Below are 17781 nucleotides of genomic sequence, written 5' to 3'. Positions count from 1 at the left end.
ATCAAAGCGGCGACGCGTTATTCGGCGTTCGGTCAAAGAGTCACTTATCCTCGTGGGCGTGATCGAGGCTCGTCATCTCCGTGTCCTGCGCGCCGTGGCGTCGACCGGCTCCTTCTCCGCCGCCGGGCGGGAGCTGGGCTGCACCCAGCCCGCCGTGAGCCAGCAGATGAAGGCCCTGGAGGCATCCGTCGGCACCCCCCTGCTCGTGCGCACCGGGCGCGAGATGCGGCTGACCCAGGCCGGTGAGGCGCTGGTGCGGCACGCCGCCGGGATCATCGCCGGGCTGACCGCGGCCGAGGAAGAGGTCGCCGCCATCGCGGGGCTGCGCGCCGGCCGGGTCCGCCTGGTCTCCTTTCCCAGCGGCAGCTCCACCCTCGTACCGACGGCCCTGGCGGCGCTGCGCGCCGCGCACCCCGGTACCCGGGTCTTCCTGGAGGAGGCCGAGCCGCCGAAATCCGTCGAGCTGCTGCGTGAGGGCGACTGCGACGTGGCGCTCGCCTTCCGCTATGAGGGCGCGGCCGGCGCGGAGGAGTGGGACGACCTCGTCGTACGGCCGCTGCTGACCGACCGTCTCGTGGCGCTGGTGCCCGAACGGCATCGGCTCGCGCGCACGGAACCCGGCGGGTCGGTGGCCATCGGGGAACTGGCCCGGGACCCGTGGATCGCGGGCTGCCCGCGGTGCCGGGGGCAGTTGGTCGAGGTGTGCGAAGGGGCCGGCTTCACGCCCCGCATCGACTTCGCGACCGACGACTATCCGGCGGTCGCCGGCCTGGTGGGGGCCGGACTGGGTGTGGCCGTGCTGCCCCAGCTCGCCGTGGAGTCCGTGCGGCCCCGGGGGGTCCGGACGGTGGCGCTGGAGCCGGCGGTGCGGCGGGAGATCGTCGCGCTCACCCTGCCCGACCTGGCCCAGGTGCCGGCGGTGACGGCGACGCTGGACGAGCTGGCCCGGGCGGGGGCGCGCCAGTCGGCGACGCGCTGAGCTCACGGGCGCACCTGCGCGCCCGGATCTTGTAGAGAAACGTTCCTTCAGTGATGTGCGGGTTTCAGTGATGTGCGGCCGCCTCCCCGCCGGCTGCCGATGCCGATGCCGATGCCGACGCCGACGCCGCGACGAGGCGGTTGCGGGCGCGTCCCATGAGTTCCTCGCGCTCGTCCTCGGTCAGCCCGCCCCACACGCCGTACGGCTCACGCACCGCCAGCGCGTGCGCCGCGCACTCGGCGCGGACCGGGCACCTCATGCAGACCTCCTTGGCCGAGTTCTCACGAGCGCTCCGCGCCGCACCGCGTTCGCCCTCCGGATGGAAGAAGAGCGAGCTGTCCACCCCGCGGCACGCGGCCAGGAGCTGCCAGTCCCACAGGTCCGCGTTCGGTCCGGGAAGGCGGGAGAAATCTGCCATTGCGTGACCCCTTGTAGCCGATATGGGTAGATGCCGGTGACGCAGCGTCCACGACCGTACAACTACGATCTAAGGAGATGAAAATATGACTCATTGCGAATCTAGCCGCAGACACCAGCGAAGTGGAAGAAAAGCGGCTAAATGGGGCACCGGTTGTGATGAAACGGGGCGGGTCCTACGCGCATGTCTGCTGCGTGGCCGCCCCCTCACGTAGAGTGCCGAAGACGACACACAGCCCCGTAACTCTTTCGAGTGACCGTCGTTGAGAGTGCGGAGGCGGTTGAAGGAACAAGTGCTCGGGCGGGCGTCCGGGACGGTCGACCGCACAGGTGACGATTTCGTACCAGCCTGGAGGCTCAACGTGACGCGCATCAGCTGCGGAGGACGGTCATGACTTCCGTCCTCGTCTGCGACGACTCCCCACTTGCCCGAGAGGCGCTCCGCCGCGCCGTCGCGACCGTGCCCGGCGTCGAGCGCGTGACGACGGCCGCCAACGGCGAGGAAGTCCTCCGCCGCTGGGGTGCCGACCGCTCGGACCTGATTCTGATGGACGTGCGCATGCCCGGCCTCGGCGGTGTCGAGACCGTCCGGCGGCTGCTGTCCGCCGACCCCGGCGCACGCATCATCATGCTCACCGTCGCCGAGGACCTGGACGGCGTGGCTCTCGCCGTCGCCGCCGGTGCCCGCGGCTATCTGCACAAGGACGCCTCGCGCGCCGAACTGCGCGCCACGGTCACGCAGGCCCTCGCCGACCCGACCTGGCGGCTCGCCCCGCGCCGGCTGCGCTCGGCCGAGATGGGTGCCGCGCCCACGCTCACCGCGCGTGAGATCCAGGTCCTGGAGGGCATGAGCCACGGCCGCTCCAACGCGGAGATCGGCCGCGAGCTGTTCCTCTCCGAGGACACCGTCAAGACCCACGCCCGGCGGCTCTTCAAGAAGCTCGGCGCCTCGGACCGGGCGCACGCGGTGGCGCTCGGGTTCCGGTGGGGCCTGGTCCGCTAGGGGCACCCCGTGCGGTGGAGGCCGAAAGGGCCCGTCGGGGATGCCGCGATCCCCGCTTATCGCGAGGTGGGCGGGGGTGACAAGGCGACCCGCCGGGTGCCCGCTGCTCGTTTCGGCGCGGATGACGCATCCTTGAGGTGTGGAGTTCCTCGGGGACGAGTCGGTCGAGCGGATGGGGAGGGCGCAGGGGATGAGTTCCGGCGCACCTACTCATAACGCTTCGGTGCACAACAAGGGGCGCGGAGCCACGGATCGGACGGCCGCAAGGCACCATGGACCGATGCGTGACGACGAGGCGGCCCCTGATCAAGGGACGGTCGGTGGACTCGTCCATCGTGCCGTCGACGGGGACGAGCAGGCCACGCACGACCTGCTCGCCCATGTCCACCCCTTGGCGCTGCGCTACTGCCGCACGCGTCTGTCCCGCCTGCCGGGCGACGCCCGGCACTTCGTCGAGGACCTCGCCCAGGAGGTCTGCGTCGCGGTGCTGCTCGCGCTGCCCCGCTACAAGGACACCGGACGCCCCTTCGAGGCGTTCGTCTTCGCCATCGCCGCCCACAAGGTCGCCGACCTGCAGCGCGCGGCGATGCGGCACCCCGGCTCGACGGCCGTGCCGTCCGACGAGATGCCCGAGCGGCCGGACGACTCACTGGGCCCGGAGGAGCGCGCGCTGCTCAACAGCGACGCCGCCTGGGCCAAGAAACTGCTGGCCAACCTGCCCGAGAACCAGCGCGAGCTGCTCCTGCTGCGCATCGCGGTGGGGCTCACGGCGGAGGAGACCGGGCAGATGTTGGGAATGTCACCAGGCGCCGTGCGGGTCGCCCAGCACCGGGCGCTGAGCCGGCTGCGGGCCCTGGCGGAGCAGTAGCGCCGGGCGTGAACGGACGGTGACGGGTATCCGTACGAACCTACGAAGGCCGCGGGCGTCCCTGATCGTGGAATGAGCCACGTCCACTTCCCGTTAGCATGGACATCCGCACCGATCAAGGCCATTTGGGGAAGGTGTCATGACTGCCAACGTCGACGGAGTGCCCGAGAAATTCGCGACGCTCGGGCTGACCTACGACGACGTGCTGCTGCTGCCGGGCTCGTCGGACATGGCGCCCGACGAGATCGACACCGCCTCGTACGTCTCCCGGAACGTGCGGGTCAACATCCCGCTGCTGTCCGCCGCCATGGACAAGGTCACCGAGTCGCGCATGGCGATCGCGATGGCCCGCCAGGGCGGCGTCGGCGTCCTGCACCGCAACCTGTCCATCGAGGACCAGGCCAACCAGGTCGACCTGGTCAAGCGCTCCGAGTCGGGCATGGTGGCCAACCCCATCACCATCCACCCGGACGCCCTGCTCGCCGAGGCCGACTCGCTGTGCGCCAAGTTCCGCATCAGCGGCGTGCCGGTCACCGACGGCGGCGGCAAGCTGCTCGGCATCGTCACCAACCGCGACATGGCCTTCGAGACCGACCGCTCCCGGCAGGTGCGCGAGGTCATGACCCCGATGCCGCTGGTCACCGGCAAGGTCGGCATCTCCGGCGTGGACGCCATGGAGCTGCTGCGCCGCCACAAGATCGAGAAGCTGCCGCTGGTCGACGACAACGGCGTCCTCAAGGGCCTGATCACGGTCAAGGACTTCGTCAAGGCCGAGAAGTACCCGAACGCCGCCAAGGACGCCAAGGGCCGGCTGCTGGTCGGCGCCGCCGTCGGCGTCGCCGGTGACGCCTTCGAGCGCGCCCAGGCGCTGATCGAGGCGGGCGCCGACTTCATCGTCGTCGACACCGCGCACGGCCACTCCCGCCTGGTCGGCGACATGGTCGCCAAGATCAAGTCGAACGCGGCCGGCGTCGACGTCATCGGCGGCAACATCGCCACCCGCGACGGCGCCAAGGCGCTCATCGACGCCGGTGTGGACGGCATCAAGGTCGGTGTCGGCCCCGGCTCCATCTGCACCACCCGCGTCGTCGCCGGCATCGGCGTCCCCCAGGTCACGGCCATCTACGAGGCGTCGCTCGCCGCCAAGGAGGCCGGCATCCCGGTCATCGGCGACGGTGGCCTCCAGTACTCCGGCGACATCGCCAAGGCCCTGGTCGCGGGCGCCGACACGGTGATGCTGGGCTCGCTCCTCGCGGGCTGCGAGGAGTCGCCGGGTGAGCTGATGTTCATCAACGGCAAGCAGTTCAAGTCGTACCGCGGCATGGGCTCGCTGGGCGCCATGCAGACCCGCGGCGACCGCAGGTCGTTCTCCAAGGACCGCTACTTCCAGGAGGGCGTCGCCTCCGACGAGCAGCTGGTCCCCGAGGGCATCGAGGGCCAGGTCCCCTACCGCGGCCCGCTCTCCTCGGTCGTCCACCAGCTGGTCGGCGGCCTGCGCCAGTCGATGTTCTACGTCGGCGGCCGGACCGTGCCCCAGCTCCAGGACAACGGCCGGTTCGTGCGGATCACCTCCGCCGGGCTCAAGGAGAGCCACCCGCACGACATCCAGATGACGGTCGAGGCACCGAACTACAGCCGCAGCAAGTAAGCAGCAGCCTGCCCGAGGGCGGCCCCGGACCATCCGAGGCCGCCCTCAGCGGTGCCCCGTCGAGCCCGTCGGGGATACTGGAAGGCGCTGCAACGCATCAGGGAAAGGCCACAAACGTGACTGAGATCGAGATCGGGCGCGGCAAGCGCGGCCGCCGGGCGTACGCCTTCGACGACATCGCCGTCGTCCCCAGCCGCCGTACGCGGGACCCGAAGGAGGTCTCGATCGCCTGGCAGATCGACGCCTACCGCTTCGAGCTGCCGTTCCTGGCCGCTCCCATGGACTCGGTCGTCTCCCCGGCCACCGCCATCCGCATCGGCGAGCTGGGCGGCCTCGGCGTCCTGAACCTGGAAGGGCTCTGGACGCGGCACGAGGACCCGCAGCCGCTGCTCGACGAGATCGCGGAGCTGGACACCGACAACGCGACCCGCCGCCTCCAGGAGATCTACGCCGCCCCGGTCAAGGAGGAGCTGATCGGGCAGCGCATCAAGGAGGTGCGCGACTCGGGCGTGGTCACCGCCGCCGCGCTCTCCCCGCAGCGCACCGCCCAGTTCTCCAAGGCGGTCGTGGACGCGGGCGTCGACATCTTCGTCATCCGCGGCACCACGGTCTCGGCGGAGCACGTCTCCGGTTCGCACGAGCCGCTGAACCTGAAGCAGTTCATCTACGAGCTGGACGTCCCGGTCATCGTCGGCGGCTGCGCCACCTACACCGCCGCCCTGCACCTGATGCGCACCGGCGCGGCGGGCGTCCTCGTCGGCTTCGGCGGCGGCGCCGCGCACACCACGCGCAACGTGCTGGGCATCCAGGTGCCCATGGCGACGGCGGTCGCGGACGTGGCGGCGGCCCGGCGTGACTACATGGACGAGTCCGGCGGCCGGTACGTGCACGTCATCGCCGACGGCGGCGTCGGCTGGTCCGGCGACCTGCCCAAGGCGATCGCCTGCGGCGCCGACTCGGTGATGATGGGCTCGCCGCTGGCCCGCGCGACCGACGCGCCGGGCAAGGGCAACCACTGGGGCATGGAGGCCGTCAACGAGGAGCTGCCCCGCGGCAAGAAGGTCGACCTCGGCACGGTGGGCACCATCGAGGAGATCCTCACCGGCCCGTCCCGCAACCCCGACGGCTCGATGAACTTCTTCGGCGCGCTGCGCCGGGCGATGTCGACCACCGGGTACAGCGAGCTGAAGGAGTTCCAGCGCGTCGAGGTGACGGTGGCGGACTCGCAGCACCGGCGGTAGTCACCCGTACGCAGTACCGAGGGGCCCTGAGCGACTGCTCCGGGCCCCTCGGCGTGTCCGCCCTCGGCCTGTCCCCCCTCGGCGTGTCCGCCTCCCCTCGGCGTGTCCGCCTCCCCTCGGCGTGTCCGCCCCCTCGGCGTGTCCGCCCCCTCGGCGTGTCCGGGCCGCGTCAGAGCCGGTGCGCCGCCCCCGTGGGCGTCGCCCCCCGCGTGTCCAGCAGGAGCTGGGCCTTCACCGACAGGCCCTGGAGGTCGTACGTGCGGTGCTGCTGGAGGAGGATCGTCAGGTCGGCGTCGGCGGCGGCCTCGTAGAGGGAGTCGGCGCGGGGCACGGGGCGGTCGGCGACGTTCCAGGACGGGATGTGCGGGTCGTGGTAGCTGACGGCGGCGCCCATCGACATCAGGCGGGTCGCGATCTCCTCGGCCGGGGTGGCCTGCTGGTCGGCGAGGTCGGCCTTGTAGGTGACGCCGAGCAGGAGGACGCGCGCGGCGCGCGCGGACTTGCCGTGCTCGTTGAGCAGGGCGGCGGCGCGCTGGACGACGTAGCGCGGCATCTGGGAGTTGACCTGCTGGGCCAGTTCCACCATGCGCAGGCTGTGCGGGGCCTGGCCGGTCAGGTCCTGGGGGACGGAGTGGCCGCCGACGCCGGGGCCCGGTCGGAATGCCTGGAAGCCGAACGGTTTGCTCTCCGCGCAGCGCAGGACGTCCCACAGGTCGACGCCGAGGTCGTCGCAGAGCACGGCCATCTCGTTGACGAGGGCGATGTTGACGTGCCGGAAGTTGGTCTCCAGGAGCTGGACCGTCTCGGCCTCGCGGGGGCCGCGCGCGCGGACCACCTTGTCGGTGAGCCGGCCGTAGAAGGTCGCCGCCGACTCGGTGCAGGCGGGGGTGAGGCCGCCGATGACCTTCGGTGTGGTGGCCGGGGTGAAGTCGCGGTTGCCGGGGTCGACGCGGCTGGGGGAGTAGGCGAGGTGGAAGTCGCGGCCGGCGCGCAGACCGGATCCCTGTTCCAGGATCGGGCGCAGGAAATCCTCCGTCGTCCCGGGCCGCACGGGTGACTCCAGGATGACCGTGATGTGCGGGCGCATGTGGGCGGCCAGGGTCCGGGCGGCCGCCTCCACCCGGGTGAGGTCCAGTCCGCCGTCCGCGCCGGGCGGGGTCGGGGCGCAGATGACGGCGGTGCGGACGCGGCCCAGCTCGGCCGGTCCAGCGGGGGTGCGAAAGCCCGTCGCGAGCATCCTGCGCACCTCGGCGGGGGTGAGCGGGTCGGCCTCGGGGCCGGTGCGGTAGCCGAGGGTGGGGATGCCCGCGGCGACGGCGGCCTGGGCCAGGGGCAGGCCGTACGGGCCGAGTCCGATGACGGCGAGATCTGCGGGCATGGCGTAGGCCGTCCTTCCCAGTAGCCGAAGCGGGACAGGTGCGCAAGCCCGGTGGACAGGATGGGCGAGCACAAGGTCAGACTAGGAGTAAATATGACCGATTTGCGGGATTGGTCGGCCGCGTTTCGGCGGTGTCGACACCGCACGGGGCGATGAGCCGGGTTTCACGGGAGGAGTTGTCCACAGGCTGGGGGAGTGCGGCGGCCGATGTCGGGCGGGCCGGTCAGAATCTGGGCATGGTGGGTACCAGGAACCGGGCTTCGCCCGACGGGTGCGGCCGAGGCGACCGACAGCGGGAGGCAGCAGTGAGGACAGCGACCCTGGGGCCGGCGCAGCGCGCCGAGTCACTCGCGGCCATGGCCGAGCGCGAGCTGGACGTACTGGTGGTGGGCGCGGGCGTGGTCGGCGCGGGCACCGCCCTCGACGCCGTGACGCGCGGCCTGTCCACCGGCCTGGTCGAGGCGCGGGACTGGGCGTCGGGCACCTCCAGCAGGTCCAGCAAGCTGATCCACGGCGGCCTGCGCTATCTGGAGATGCTCGACTTCGCCCTCGTACGGGAGGCGCTGAAGGAGCGCGGGCTGCTGCTGGAGCGGCTCGCGCCGCATCTCGTGAAGCCGGTGCCGTTCCTGTACCCCTTGCAGCACAAGGGGTGGGAGCGGCTGTACGCCGGGTCGGGCGTCGCGCTCTACGACGCCATGTCGATGGCTCGCGGACACGGCCGCGGCCTGCCGACGCACCGGCACCTGAGCCGCGGTCACGCCCTGCGCGTGGCACCCGCCTTGAAGAAGGACGCGCTGGTCGGCGCGCTCCAGTACTACGACGCCCAGATGGACGACGCCCGGTTCGTGACGACGCTGGTGCGCACGGCGGCGGCGTACGGCGCCCCGGTCGCCAACCGCGCGCGCGTCACCTCCTTCCTGCGTGAGGGCGAGCGCGTGGTCGGCGCGCGCGTGCAGGACGTGGAGGCGGGCGGGGAGTACGAGATCCACGCCAAGCAGGTCGTGAACGCGACCGGCGTGTGGACCGACGACACCCAGTCGATGGTGGGCGAGCGCGGCCAGTTCCACGTGCGCGCCTCCAAGGGCATCCACCTGGTCGTGCCGAAGGACCGCATCCACTCCAGCACCGGTCTGATCCTGCGCACCGAGAAGTCCGTGCTGTTCGTCATTCCCTGGGGCAGGCACTGGATCATCGGCACCACGGACACCGACTGGGACCTGGACAAGGCCCACCCGGCCGCCTCCAGCGCCGACATCGACTACCTGCTGGAGCACGTCAACTCCGTGCTGTCCGTGCCGCTCACGCGCGACGACGTCGAGGGCGTGTATGCCGGGCTGCGCCCGCTGCTGGCGGGAGAGTCGGACGCCACCAGCAAGCTGTCGCGCGAGCACACGGTCGCGCACCCGGTGCCCGGTCTCGTCGTCGTGGCGGGCGGCAAGTACACGACGTACCGGGTGATGGCCAAGGACGCCGTGGACGCCGCGGTGCACGGGCTCGACCTGCGGGTCGCCGACTGCGTCACCGAGGACACGCCGCTGCTCGGCGCCGAGGGCTACCGGGCGCTGTGGAACGCGCGGAAGCGGGTCGCCGCACGCACCGGCCTGCACGTCGTACGCGTGGAACACCTGCTGAACCGGTACGGCGCCATGGCGGAGGAGGTCCTGGAGCTCATCACCGCCGACCCCTCCCTCGGCGAACCGCTGCACGCCGCCGACGACTACCTGCGCGCCGAGGTCGTCTACGCCGCCTCCCACGAAAGCGCACGGCACCTGGACGACGTACTGACCCGGCGCACCCGCATCTCCATCGAGACCTTCGACCGGGGCACGCGCAGCGCCCGCGAGGCCGCCGAACTGATGGCGCCGGTGCTGGGCTGGGACAAGAACCAGGTCGAACGCGAGGTCCAGCACTACGAGAAGCGGGTCGAGGCCGAGCGGGAGTCGCAGCGTCAGCCGGACGACCTGACGGCGGACGCGGCCCGGTTGGGGGCGCCGGAGATCGCGCCACGGTAGGGGCCGCCGGGGCGGGTGTGGCGCAGGGTCACCCCGCCGTGCTCCCCGCCCGCTCGCCCGCTCGGCGCCAGAGGCACCCTGGGCGTCGAGCACTTGTCGGGTGAGGGACAATGAAGGCTCTGTCAGGGCGGGTTGCATGAGGGGACGCATGTCGGAGGCGGAGCGGGCGGGGACACCCCGTACGGACAAGAGCGCACGTCTCCTCGCCGGGCGGTACCGGCTGGGAGACGTGCTCGGCCGCGGCGGCATGGGGACGGTGTGGCGGGCGGAGGACGAGACCCTCGGACGCACGGTCGCCGTCAAGGAGCTGCGGTTTCCCGGGAACATCGACGAGGAGGAGAAGCGGCGCCTGATCACGCGCACGCTGCGCGAGGCCAAGGCCATCGCGCGGATTCGCAACAACAGCGCCGTGACGGTCTACGACGTGGTCGAGGAGGACGACCGGCCGTGGATCGTGATGGAACTCGTCGAGGGCAAGTCGCTCGCCGAGGCCATCCGTGAGGACGGCCTGCTGGAGCCGAAGCGTGCGGCGGAGGTCGGCCTCGCCGTCCTCGACGTCCTGCGCTCCGCGCACCGCGAGGGCATCCTGCACCGTGACGTGAAGCCGTCGAACGTACTGATCGCCGAGGACGGCCGGGTCGTCCTCACCGACTTCGGCATCGCCCAGGTCGAGGGCGACCCGTCGATCACCTCCACCGGCATGCTCGTCGGCGCCCCCTCCTACATCTCCCCGGAGCGCGCCCGCGGGCACAAGCCGGGACCGGCCGCCGACCTGTGGTCGCTCGGCGGACTGCTGTACGCGGCCGTGGAGGGCACCCCGCCCTACGACAGGGGCTCCGCGATCGCGACGCTGACCGCGGTGATGACGGAGAACCTGGAGGAGCCGACGAACGCCGGCCCGCTGCGGGACGTCATCTTCGGGCTGCTCAACAAGGACCCCGCCCAGCGGCTCGACGACGCGGGTGCCCGCGCGATGCTCAACAAGGTCATCCACGCCCCGGACCGGGCCGCCGAGACCGAACCGGCCGACGCCACCAAGGTGGTGCCGCTGCCGGCGCAGCCGGACGAGCGGACGCGCCGGGGCGGTTCGGCGGGCGCCGGGGGCAAGCGGGGCGAGGAGGCCGGGGAGCGGTTGCGCGGGGCACTGCGCTCCGTACGCAAGGCCGCCGTGGGGGCCGGTGCCGCGGCCGCCTCCCGCACCAAGCCGGGCGGGTCCGACCGGGCCGCCTCGGGCGGCGCTGGGGCATCAGGTGCCCTGGGTACCGCCGCCTCGGGTTCCGCCGGGAGCGCTGCCGCCGCCGCGTCGCGCGGGCCGGGGGCCGCCGCGCCGGTGACGGGATCGGGTACCGGTGCCGGAGTGGGCTCGGGTCACGATGGGCCGAACGCGCCCGCGGGCACCCGGAGCTCCGGCTGGCCCGTCGTACCGCCGCCGGACCTGCCGCCCCGGCCGGTGCCCCGGGCGCCGCTCACCGACGTGGTGCCGCGCAGGACGCTGGTCATCATCGCGGTGATCGTGGCCCTCGCCGTGCTCGGCACCGTACTGGCCCTCACGCTCGGCGGCGACGACGAGAACGGCGCCAAAGGCGGCAGCGGTGACAACACCGTCCCCTCCGCCGGCCCGAGCGGCGACACCAGGCAGGACGAGGAGGGCGGGACCGGTACCGACGGCACCGCCTCGGACCCGGCGACGGAGGACGGGGCCCAGGGCGGCGCCCCGGGCACCGGAGCGGGCGAGTCCGAGGACGCCGGGGCCGGGTCGGACGACGCCGGGAAGCCGGACGACGACGAGGGCGCGGCCGCCACCCACCAGGGCGAGCAGGGCTACGCACTTGGACTGCCGGAGGGCTGGAAGTACCGGTCCACGGGCTCCGCGGGGGACCGGTTCACCGGACCGAACGGGCAGAAGCTGCTCGTCGCCTGGACGTCCACGCCCAAGGGCGACCCGGTCGCCGACTGGAAGAACCAGGAGCGGAGCATGGTCCGCTCCCAGTACAAGAAGATCCGCATAGAGAAGGTGGGCTACCGGGGCTGGAACGCGGCCGACTGGGAGTTCACCTACACGGACGGCGGCACCAAGTACCGGACCGTGGACCGGGGGTTCGTCGTCAACGACCACCAGGGCTACGCGCTCATGTACACCGCCAAGGCCGCCGACTGGGACAGTGACCTGCGCCGGGACACCTGGCAGACCCTGACGAAGACCTTCGAACCCAAGTCCTGAGCCTGCGGCGCCCGGGTTTGAGCGGTCCGATATCTGGCATCCCCTCTTTGCGGGTTGCCTCCGGCACGTATCGTGAGTACTTGCGGACCGTACGCAGCCGGAACGGCCCGCCGGGCGAACGGAATTGACCGACGGGCTGCCGGGGGTGTCGACGTGGACGACTATGCGGGACGGGTACTCGCCGACCGCTACCGCCTGCCCCTGCCGCCGTCCGACGAGTACGAACTCACCGAGACCCGGGCCTTCGACACCTACAGCGGCCAGGAAGTGCTGGTCAGGCAGGTGCCGTTGCCGGAGGTCGTCGAGGCGGAGGTGCTCGACGCGGACGGCCTGCCCGACGGCTTCACGGCCCGGGACGGCGCCGGGCGGCCCCCCGGCAGGCGCTCGCCGGCCGCGCCCGGCGGACAGCGGCGGCCCGCCGACCCGGTGGTACGCCGTGCCGTCGAGGCGGCGCAGGCCGCGGCAGCCGTCCCCGACCATCCGCGCCTGGACCAGGTCTTCGACGTCTTCGCCGAGGGCGGTTCGCTGTGGGTGGTCAGCGAGCTGGTGGCCGCCAGGCCGCTGGCCGCCCTGCTCGCCGAGCAGCCGCTGACGCCGTACCGGGCGGCCGAGGTGGCCTCCGACATCCTCCTGGCGCTGCGGGTGCTGCACACCTACGGCTGGGTGCACCGCAACATCACCGCGCGCACGGTGCTCGTCTGCGACGACGGGCGCGTGATGCTGACCGGCCTGGCGGTCGGGGCGGCGGAGGAGGCGCTGTGCGGATACGACCCGGTGCCCGCCCCCGAGGGCGAGGAGGGCCCCGGCTCCGCGGTCGCTCCTGACGGCACCTTCGGCCGGGGCGGTGGCGTGCAGACCGCCGCCCCCGGGCCTGGTGGGGTCGAGGGCGGGGCTGGGCGCTCCGGTCCTGGCGGTGCTGGGGGCCCGGCCGCTGGCCCCGGGGGTGCCGGCGGCGCGGCCGTCGGTCCCGGCAGTGCCGGTTCAGGGCTTTCCGGTTCCGGTGGTGGCGGGTTTGGGTCCGTCGGTCCCGGGGGTGCGGGCTCAGGGCTTTCCGGTTCCGGTGGTGCCGGGTTCGGGTCCGTCGGTCCCGGGGGTGTGCAGGGCGGGATGCTCGGATCCGGCGGTGCCGATCCCGAGGCCGCCCGGCGGGCCGCCATCGAGGCACGGACCGCCGGCGGGCTGCCGGTGACCGGGGCCCAGGGGCCGGACGGAACCTCCGCCGGACTCGCCCCCACGCCGCTCGACAGCGGCGGGGACGCCCGTGCCGCGCGCGCCGGAGCGATCGCCGCGTACCGCGCCGGTGCGCGGGCCGCGGCCCGCATCCAGGAGGCGCAGAACGGCCGCGCGGCCCTGCCCGGCGCCCGCCCCGCCCCCGACGACGACACCGGCCGGACTCCCGGCGCCCGCGGCACCGGACCCGCCGGGGCGCGGCCTTCCCACACGGCCGGCCTCGAGCAGGCGCCGCACGCCGTCGGCCCCGGCGCGGAGTCCGGCGCTCCCTACGCCGCCGGCCCGGGCGCCCCCTCCGCAGCCGCGCGCTCCGCCTACTCCACCGGCTCCGGCGCTTGGCCCGGCGCCGCAACCCCCGGCGCCGCAACCCCCACCCCCGGGCAGATCGCCGACCCCTACGGCGTACGCACGACCTCCTGGCACGGCGCCACGCCCCGCCCCACCGGTGACCCGGCCCCCACCGCGCGCCCCGCCCCCGAGGCGGGTAGGGCCCTGCCCGCCGCCCCGCACCAGGAGGCCACCGCCGCGCCCACCGGGCACTGGGACGACCCGGTCTCCCGCACCCCCGCGCCGCGCGGTCCCGCCACCGCACTCGCCGCCGAGCGGGCACGGCAGACGCGGATGGCCGTGGTCGGGCCGGTGACCGAGCGCTGGGCACCGGAACAGGCCGGTCCAGTGCACGAGAACTGGCAGCTGGCCGCACCCATCGGCCCCGCCACCGACCTGTGGGCGCTGGGCGCGCTGCTCTACCGTGCCGTCCAGGGGCATGCGCCCTACCCGGAGGAGTCGACCGCCGAGCTGGTGCAGATCGTGTGCGCGGAGCCACCGGCGTTCGCCGAGGAGTGCGGGCCGCTGCGGCCCGTCGTGGAGTCGTTGCTGCGTCAGGACCCGACCGAGCGCATCGACTTCGAGGAGCTGCGCGGCTGGCTGCGTTCACTGGTGCGGTCGGCACCCGAGCCGGAGGCCGGCCTGCACGTCGTCGCGGCCCCGCCCGCCGAGACCAGCCGGCTGCCCATCGTGCGCCGCCGCGGCGAGCTGGTACGCAGGCGCCGTGCGGGACTGCCCGCGCACCACGGACGGCACAAGCGGGGCAAGCGGGACACGGACCGCTCCCCGCGCAGCCTCGGCCGGACGCTGCTCCTGCTGATACTGCTCGCCCTGGCCGGAGCGATCGCCTACGCCATGTTCCTCATGCCGAAGAGCGACACGAAGAGCGACGGGACCACCGGCCGGACGGGCGCCGTCGGCGAGGCGAGCCAGGCCCCGCCCGAGCAGTCACCGGACGCCGGCGGCGAGCCCCGGCCGGAGCAGACGTCACCGAAGGACGACCCCAGCGCCTCGGAGACGGGCACCGGCTCCACCGAGACGCAGACCAACGACCCCGACGTCGCAGACGGGTTCGCCCTCCGCAAGGACCCCGAAGGCTTCCACGTCGCCGTCGCCGAGGGCTGGGACCGCACCCCCCGCAACGGCAGCGGCCAGGTCGTCTACGCGAAGGGCGACCTCGAGCTCCTCGTCGTACCGGGCCGGGACCGCGCGGCCGAGTTCGGCGACGACCCCATGGTCTACCAGCGCGACAGCGAGCCCGAACTGGAGCCGTACCGCGCCTCCAGCTGGGCCACCTCCAGCGGGCTGAAGACCATCGAGGTCGGCGGACGGGCCATGGCGGAGGGGCAGTTCACCTGGACCGGCGCCGGTGGCGGTGAGCTGTACGTGCGCAACGTCGCGATCCTCACCGACGGGCGCTACCACGTCGTGCAGGTCCGCGGCCCGGAGGCGGAACGGGACGAGGTGAGCCGGCTGTTCGAACAGGCGTCGGCGACCTACCGCTACACCCGCTGACGGCAGTTCGGCCCGATGGTTGCCTCCTGACACGGAAAGCGACAACCGTCACAGAGCGGTTTCCATGCCGCCCCGCCCGTTCCCCGGACGGTGGCCGGTCCCTAGTCTGACCCTGACAAGACCATTGCGGGGCAACGTGAATCAGATGCAGGGCCGGCTCGTCGCGGGCCGATACCGGCTCGGGGACGCCATCGGCAGCGGCGGCATGGGGCGGGTGTGGCGCGCACACGACGAGGTGCTGCACCGGACCGTCGCCATCAAGGAGTTGACCGCCGCGCTCTACGTATCCGAGAGCGACCAGGCGATACTGCTGGCGCGTACCCGGGGTGAGGCGCGCGCGGCGGCACGGATCAACCACTCGGCCGTCGTCACCGTCCACGACGTACTCGAACACGACGGCCGGCCCTGGATCGTGATGGAGCTGGTCGAGGGCCGCTCGCTGGCCGACGCGGTCAAGGACGAGGAGCGGGTCGAGCCGCGGGAGGCGGCCCGTGTCGGCCTGTGGGTGCTGCGCGCCCTGCGTGCCGCGCACACCGCCGGTGTCCTGCACCGCGACGTCAAGCCCGGCAACGTCCTGCTCGGCGACGACGGCCGGGTGCTGCTCACCGACTTCGGCATCGCGCAGATCGAGGGCGACTCCACCATCACGCGAACCGGGGAGGTCGTCGGCTCCGTCGACTACCTGGCCCCGGAGCGCGTCCGCGGCCACGACCCCGGCCCCGCCTCCGACCTGTGGGCGCTCGGCGCGACGCTGTACACGGCGGTGGAGGGCCGGTCGCCGTTCCGCCGCACCTCACCGCTCACCACCATGCAGGCGGTCGTCGAGGAGGAGGTCACCGAGCCGCAGTACGCCGGTCCGCTCGCGCCCGTCATCAGCGCCCTGCTGCGCAAGGACCCGGCTTCGCGGCCCGACGTGACCGAGACGGAGCAGATGCTCGCGGAGGCCGCGGAGGGACGGCGGCCGAACGCGGCCCAGGCGTATGTGCCGACGCAGTACTCGGGAGCGTGGGGTCAGGGCGACACCGCCCGTCCCGGGAGACCGGGGCCGGGGCCGACGGGCGGGACGGCCGCGACGCAGTACCAGCGGATGACCGGTCCGACGGCGGTCGGTCCCACGGCCGTCGGTCCCACAGCGATGGGTCACGCGGCGGGTCACGGGCCGACGGGCCCCACCGCGGCCGGGCACGCGCCGGCCGGCCCCGCGGGCGTCGCTGCCGTACGGTCCCGGCGCCGCCGCCTGCGCACACTCGCCCTGGTCGTCGCCGTCGCCGCCCTCATCGGGGCGGGCACCGCCGTGGTGCTGCAGCAACGGGGCGGGGGTTCGACGGCCGGGCAGGACCCCGCCCACTCGCCGTCCCCCTCCGCCTCCGCCACGACCGGCAAGGGCCCCGGCGGGTCCGTCCCGGCCGGCTGGGTCCGCCGGGACGACCCGGTGGGTTTCAGCCTCTACCTGCCCGAAAGCTGGCAGCGGAAGGTCTTCGACGACGACGGCGAGCTGAAGCAGGTCGACTACACCCCCGACGGCGGCGAGCACTTCCTCCGCATCGCCGTCGACACCGCCCCCGACTACAACGACCCGTACGCCCACCAGCTCGACCTGGAGGTCCAGCTGCAGCGGCTGGTCGACTACCGGCGCGTCACCCTGGAGCGGACCACCTACCGCGACCACAAGAGCGCCCGGTGGGAGTACACCTGGACCGCGCTGGCCAAGGACACTTCCTTCCCCGGTCCGCGCCGCGCCGTCGAGGAGACGTACATGTCCCGTGACGGCGTCGAGTACGTCATCTACATGTCGGCGCCCGCCGAGGACTGGGAGACCGCGCGGCAGCAGTTCCGGACGGTGCTGCAGAGCTGGCAGGAGAAGACCCGCTGACCCGTGCCGTGTGATGGCCTGAAGTCGTCGCGACGACGCCCGTGCGTCCGTCGGTTGTCGGCCACCCGGGTCACGACGGCCCGGAGCCGGTCCGTCCGGTGGGGCATGATGGGCGCATGGTGACCGAGGGGGCGGGCGGGCGTGTCATCGCGGGCCGTTACCGACTCCATGAGCGGCTCGGCCGCGGCGGCATGGGCATCGTGTGGCGGGCGACCGACCAACTGCTCGCCCGCGAAGTGGCCGTGAAGGCGCTCCCCCTCGACGAGGCCCTCTCGTCGGCCGAGGCCCGGCGGCGCCGTGAGCGCACCCTGCGCGAGGCCCGCGCGGTCGCACAGCTGAGGCACCCGCACGTCATCGTCGTGCACGACGTCGTCGAGGACGACGAACGCGCGTACATGGTCATGGAACTGGTCGACGGCGGCTCGCTCGCCGACCGCGTCCTCGGCCACGGCCCGGTCGACGCCACCGAGGCCGCCCGGATCGGCGTCGCCCTCCTCGACGCCCTGCGCACCGCGCACGCGGCCGGGATCCTGCACCGGGACGTGAAGCCGTCCAACGTGCTGGTGGCCGAGGACGGCCGGGTCGTCCTCACCGACTTCGGCGTGGCGCAGGTCGCGGGCGCCACCACGCTCACCGAGACCGGCTCCTTCGTCGGCTCCCCCGAGTACACCGCCCCCGAGCGGATGTCCGGTGCCGGGACCGGGCCGGAGTCCGACCTGTGGTCGCTGGGGGTGCTGCTGTGCGCGGTCCTCAGCGGGTCCTCGCCCTTCCACCGCGACTCGCTGGGCGGTGTCCTGCACGCCGTGGTCACCGACGAGATCCGCCCGCCCGCGCAGGCCGGGCCCATCCTGCCGGTCGTACAGGGCCTGCTGGAACGCGACCCGGAACGGCGGCTGGACGCGGTGGAGGCCGAGCGGATGCTGCGCGCCTTCCTGACCACGGGCCGGACTCCGGCGCCGCCCCGGACCGGTGAGCCCCGGCGCGTGACGCGGGGCGTGCTCATGGCGGTGCTGCTCGCGGTGCGCCGACGGGTCCGGCGTCCGTGACGGCGTCTTCGCGACGCACCTGA

The 17781-nt window shown here is 73.2% G+C and carries 12 protein-coding genes; 10 read left to right on the top strand and 2 right to left on the bottom strand.

What is annotated here, in order from left to right; genetic code table 11:
* Nucleotides 1-58 precede the first annotated feature (58 nt).
* On the top strand, nt 59-979 hold the full coding sequence (locus ACIQ1J_RS25950; RefSeq protein ID WP_210957886.1) for a LysR family transcriptional regulator: 921 nt from the start codon (nt 59-61) through the stop codon (nt 977-979).
* 64 nt (nt 980-1043) lie between these two features.
* On the opposite strand, the gene ACIQ1J_RS25945 is transcribed toward ACIQ1J_RS25950, so the two are convergent.
* Complete coding sequence (locus tag ACIQ1J_RS25945) at nt 1044-1397, bottom strand: WhiB family transcriptional regulator (protein WP_403560477.1); 354 nt, start codon at nt 1395-1397, stop codon at nt 1044-1046.
* Between the two features lie 390 nt (nt 1398-1787).
* On the opposite strand from ACIQ1J_RS25945, the gene ACIQ1J_RS25940 reads away from it, so the two are divergent.
* The 4 genes from ACIQ1J_RS25940 to ACIQ1J_RS25925 all read left to right on the top strand — a co-directional run bounded on the left by ACIQ1J_RS25940 (nt 1788) and on the right by ACIQ1J_RS25925 (nt 6156).
* Nucleotides 1788-2399: a response regulator transcription factor gene (locus ACIQ1J_RS25940; protein WP_003948568.1), complete on the top strand. Its 612-nt coding sequence runs from the start codon at nt 1788-1790 to the stop codon at nt 2397-2399.
* A 280-nt stretch (nt 2400-2679) separates the two neighbouring features.
* Nucleotides 2680-3267, top strand: a complete 588-nt coding sequence (locus tag ACIQ1J_RS25935) for a sigma-70 family RNA polymerase sigma factor (RefSeq protein ID WP_019329587.1) — start codon at nt 2680-2682, stop codon at nt 3265-3267.
* Between the two features lie 139 nt (nt 3268-3406).
* Nucleotides 3407-4915 carry an IMP dehydrogenase gene (guaB, locus tag ACIQ1J_RS25930; protein WP_210957884.1) on the top strand — a complete coding sequence of 503 codons (1509 nt, stop codon included), beginning with the start codon at nt 3407-3409 and terminating at the stop codon, nt 4913-4915.
* A 116-nt stretch (nt 4916-5031) separates the two neighbouring features.
* Complete coding sequence (locus ACIQ1J_RS25925) at nt 5032-6156, top strand: GuaB3 family IMP dehydrogenase-related protein (RefSeq protein ID WP_121748739.1); 1125 nt, start codon at nt 5032-5034, stop codon at nt 6154-6156.
* 169 nt (nt 6157-6325) lie between these two features.
* Here ACIQ1J_RS25925 and ACIQ1J_RS25920 read toward each other — a convergent pair whose 3' ends face one another.
* Entirely contained in the window at nt 6326-7534 is a 1209-nt protein-coding gene (locus ACIQ1J_RS25920) for a nucleotide sugar dehydrogenase (protein ID WP_403560474.1), read from the bottom strand.
* A 305-nt stretch (nt 7535-7839) separates the two neighbouring features.
* Here ACIQ1J_RS25920 and ACIQ1J_RS25915 point away from each other — a divergent pair, with 305 nt between their 5' ends.
* The 5 genes from ACIQ1J_RS25915 to ACIQ1J_RS25895 all read left to right on the top strand — a co-directional run bounded on the left by ACIQ1J_RS25915 (nt 7840) and on the right by ACIQ1J_RS25895 (nt 17758).
* Complete coding sequence (locus tag ACIQ1J_RS25915; protein WP_403560471.1) at nt 7840-9546, top strand: glycerol-3-phosphate dehydrogenase/oxidase; 1707 nt, start codon at nt 7840-7842, stop codon at nt 9544-9546.
* Nucleotides 9547-9694: 148 nt separating this feature from the next.
* The gene (locus tag ACIQ1J_RS25910; RefSeq protein WP_403560672.1) at nt 9695-11767 is read left to right on the top strand and encodes a serine/threonine-protein kinase; all 2073 of its coding nucleotides are present in this window, start codon (nt 9695-9697) and stop codon (nt 11765-11767) included.
* 153 nt (nt 11768-11920) lie between these two features.
* A complete protein-coding gene (locus ACIQ1J_RS25905; protein ID WP_403560469.1) occupies nt 11921-14839 on the top strand; it encodes a protein kinase in 2919 nt (972 codons plus the stop codon).
* Between the two features lie 145 nt (nt 14840-14984).
* A complete protein-coding gene (locus tag ACIQ1J_RS25900; protein ID WP_403560468.1) occupies nt 14985-16712 on the top strand; it encodes a serine/threonine-protein kinase in 1728 nt (575 codons plus the stop codon).
* Between the two features lie 116 nt (nt 16713-16828).
* Nucleotides 16829-17758 (top strand): serine/threonine-protein kinase, encoded by a 930-nt coding sequence (locus ACIQ1J_RS25895; protein WP_403560466.1) that lies wholly within the window; start codon nt 16829-16831, stop codon nt 17756-17758.
* Nucleotides 17759-17781 lie beyond the last annotated feature (23 nt).

It is taken from the genome of Streptomyces sp. NPDC097107, assembly GCF_044762405.1.
GTDB classification, from domain to species: Bacteria; Actinomycetota; Actinomycetes; order Streptomycetales; family Streptomycetaceae; genus Streptomyces; species Streptomyces thinghirensis.
This window is presented reverse-complemented; position numbering and strand designations above follow the sequence as displayed.

What these genes read in the sequence shown, in the direction of transcription:
- ACIQ1J_RS25945 (WP_403560477.1), bottom strand. Translation starts at nt 1,397, where the DNA reads ATGGCAGATTTCTCCCGCCTTCCCGGACCGAACGCGGACCTGTGGGAC.
- ACIQ1J_RS25940 (WP_003948568.1), top strand. Translation starts at nt 1,788, where the DNA reads ATGACTTCCGTCCTCGTCTGCGACGACTCCCCACTTGCCCGAGAGGCG.
- ACIQ1J_RS25935 (WP_019329587.1), top strand. Translation starts at nt 2,680, where the DNA reads ATGCGTGACGACGAGGCGGCCCCTGATCAAGGGACGGTCGGTGGACTC.
- guaB (WP_210957884.1), top strand. Translation starts at nt 3,407, where the DNA reads ATGACTGCCAACGTCGACGGAGTGCCCGAGAAATTCGCGACGCTCGGG.
- ACIQ1J_RS25920 (WP_403560474.1), bottom strand. Translation starts at nt 7,534, where the DNA reads ATGCCCGCAGATCTCGCCGTCATCGGACTCGGCCCGTACGGCCTGCCC.
- ACIQ1J_RS25910 (WP_403560672.1), top strand. Translation starts at nt 9,695, where the DNA reads ATGTCGGAGGCGGAGCGGGCGGGGACACCCCGTACGGACAAGAGCGCA.
- ACIQ1J_RS25900 (WP_403560468.1), top strand. Translation starts at nt 14,985, where the DNA reads ATGCAGGGCCGGCTCGTCGCGGGCCGATACCGGCTCGGGGACGCCATC.
- ACIQ1J_RS25895 (WP_403560466.1), top strand. Translation starts at nt 16,829, where the DNA reads ATGGTGACCGAGGGGGCGGGCGGGCGTGTCATCGCGGGCCGTTACCGA.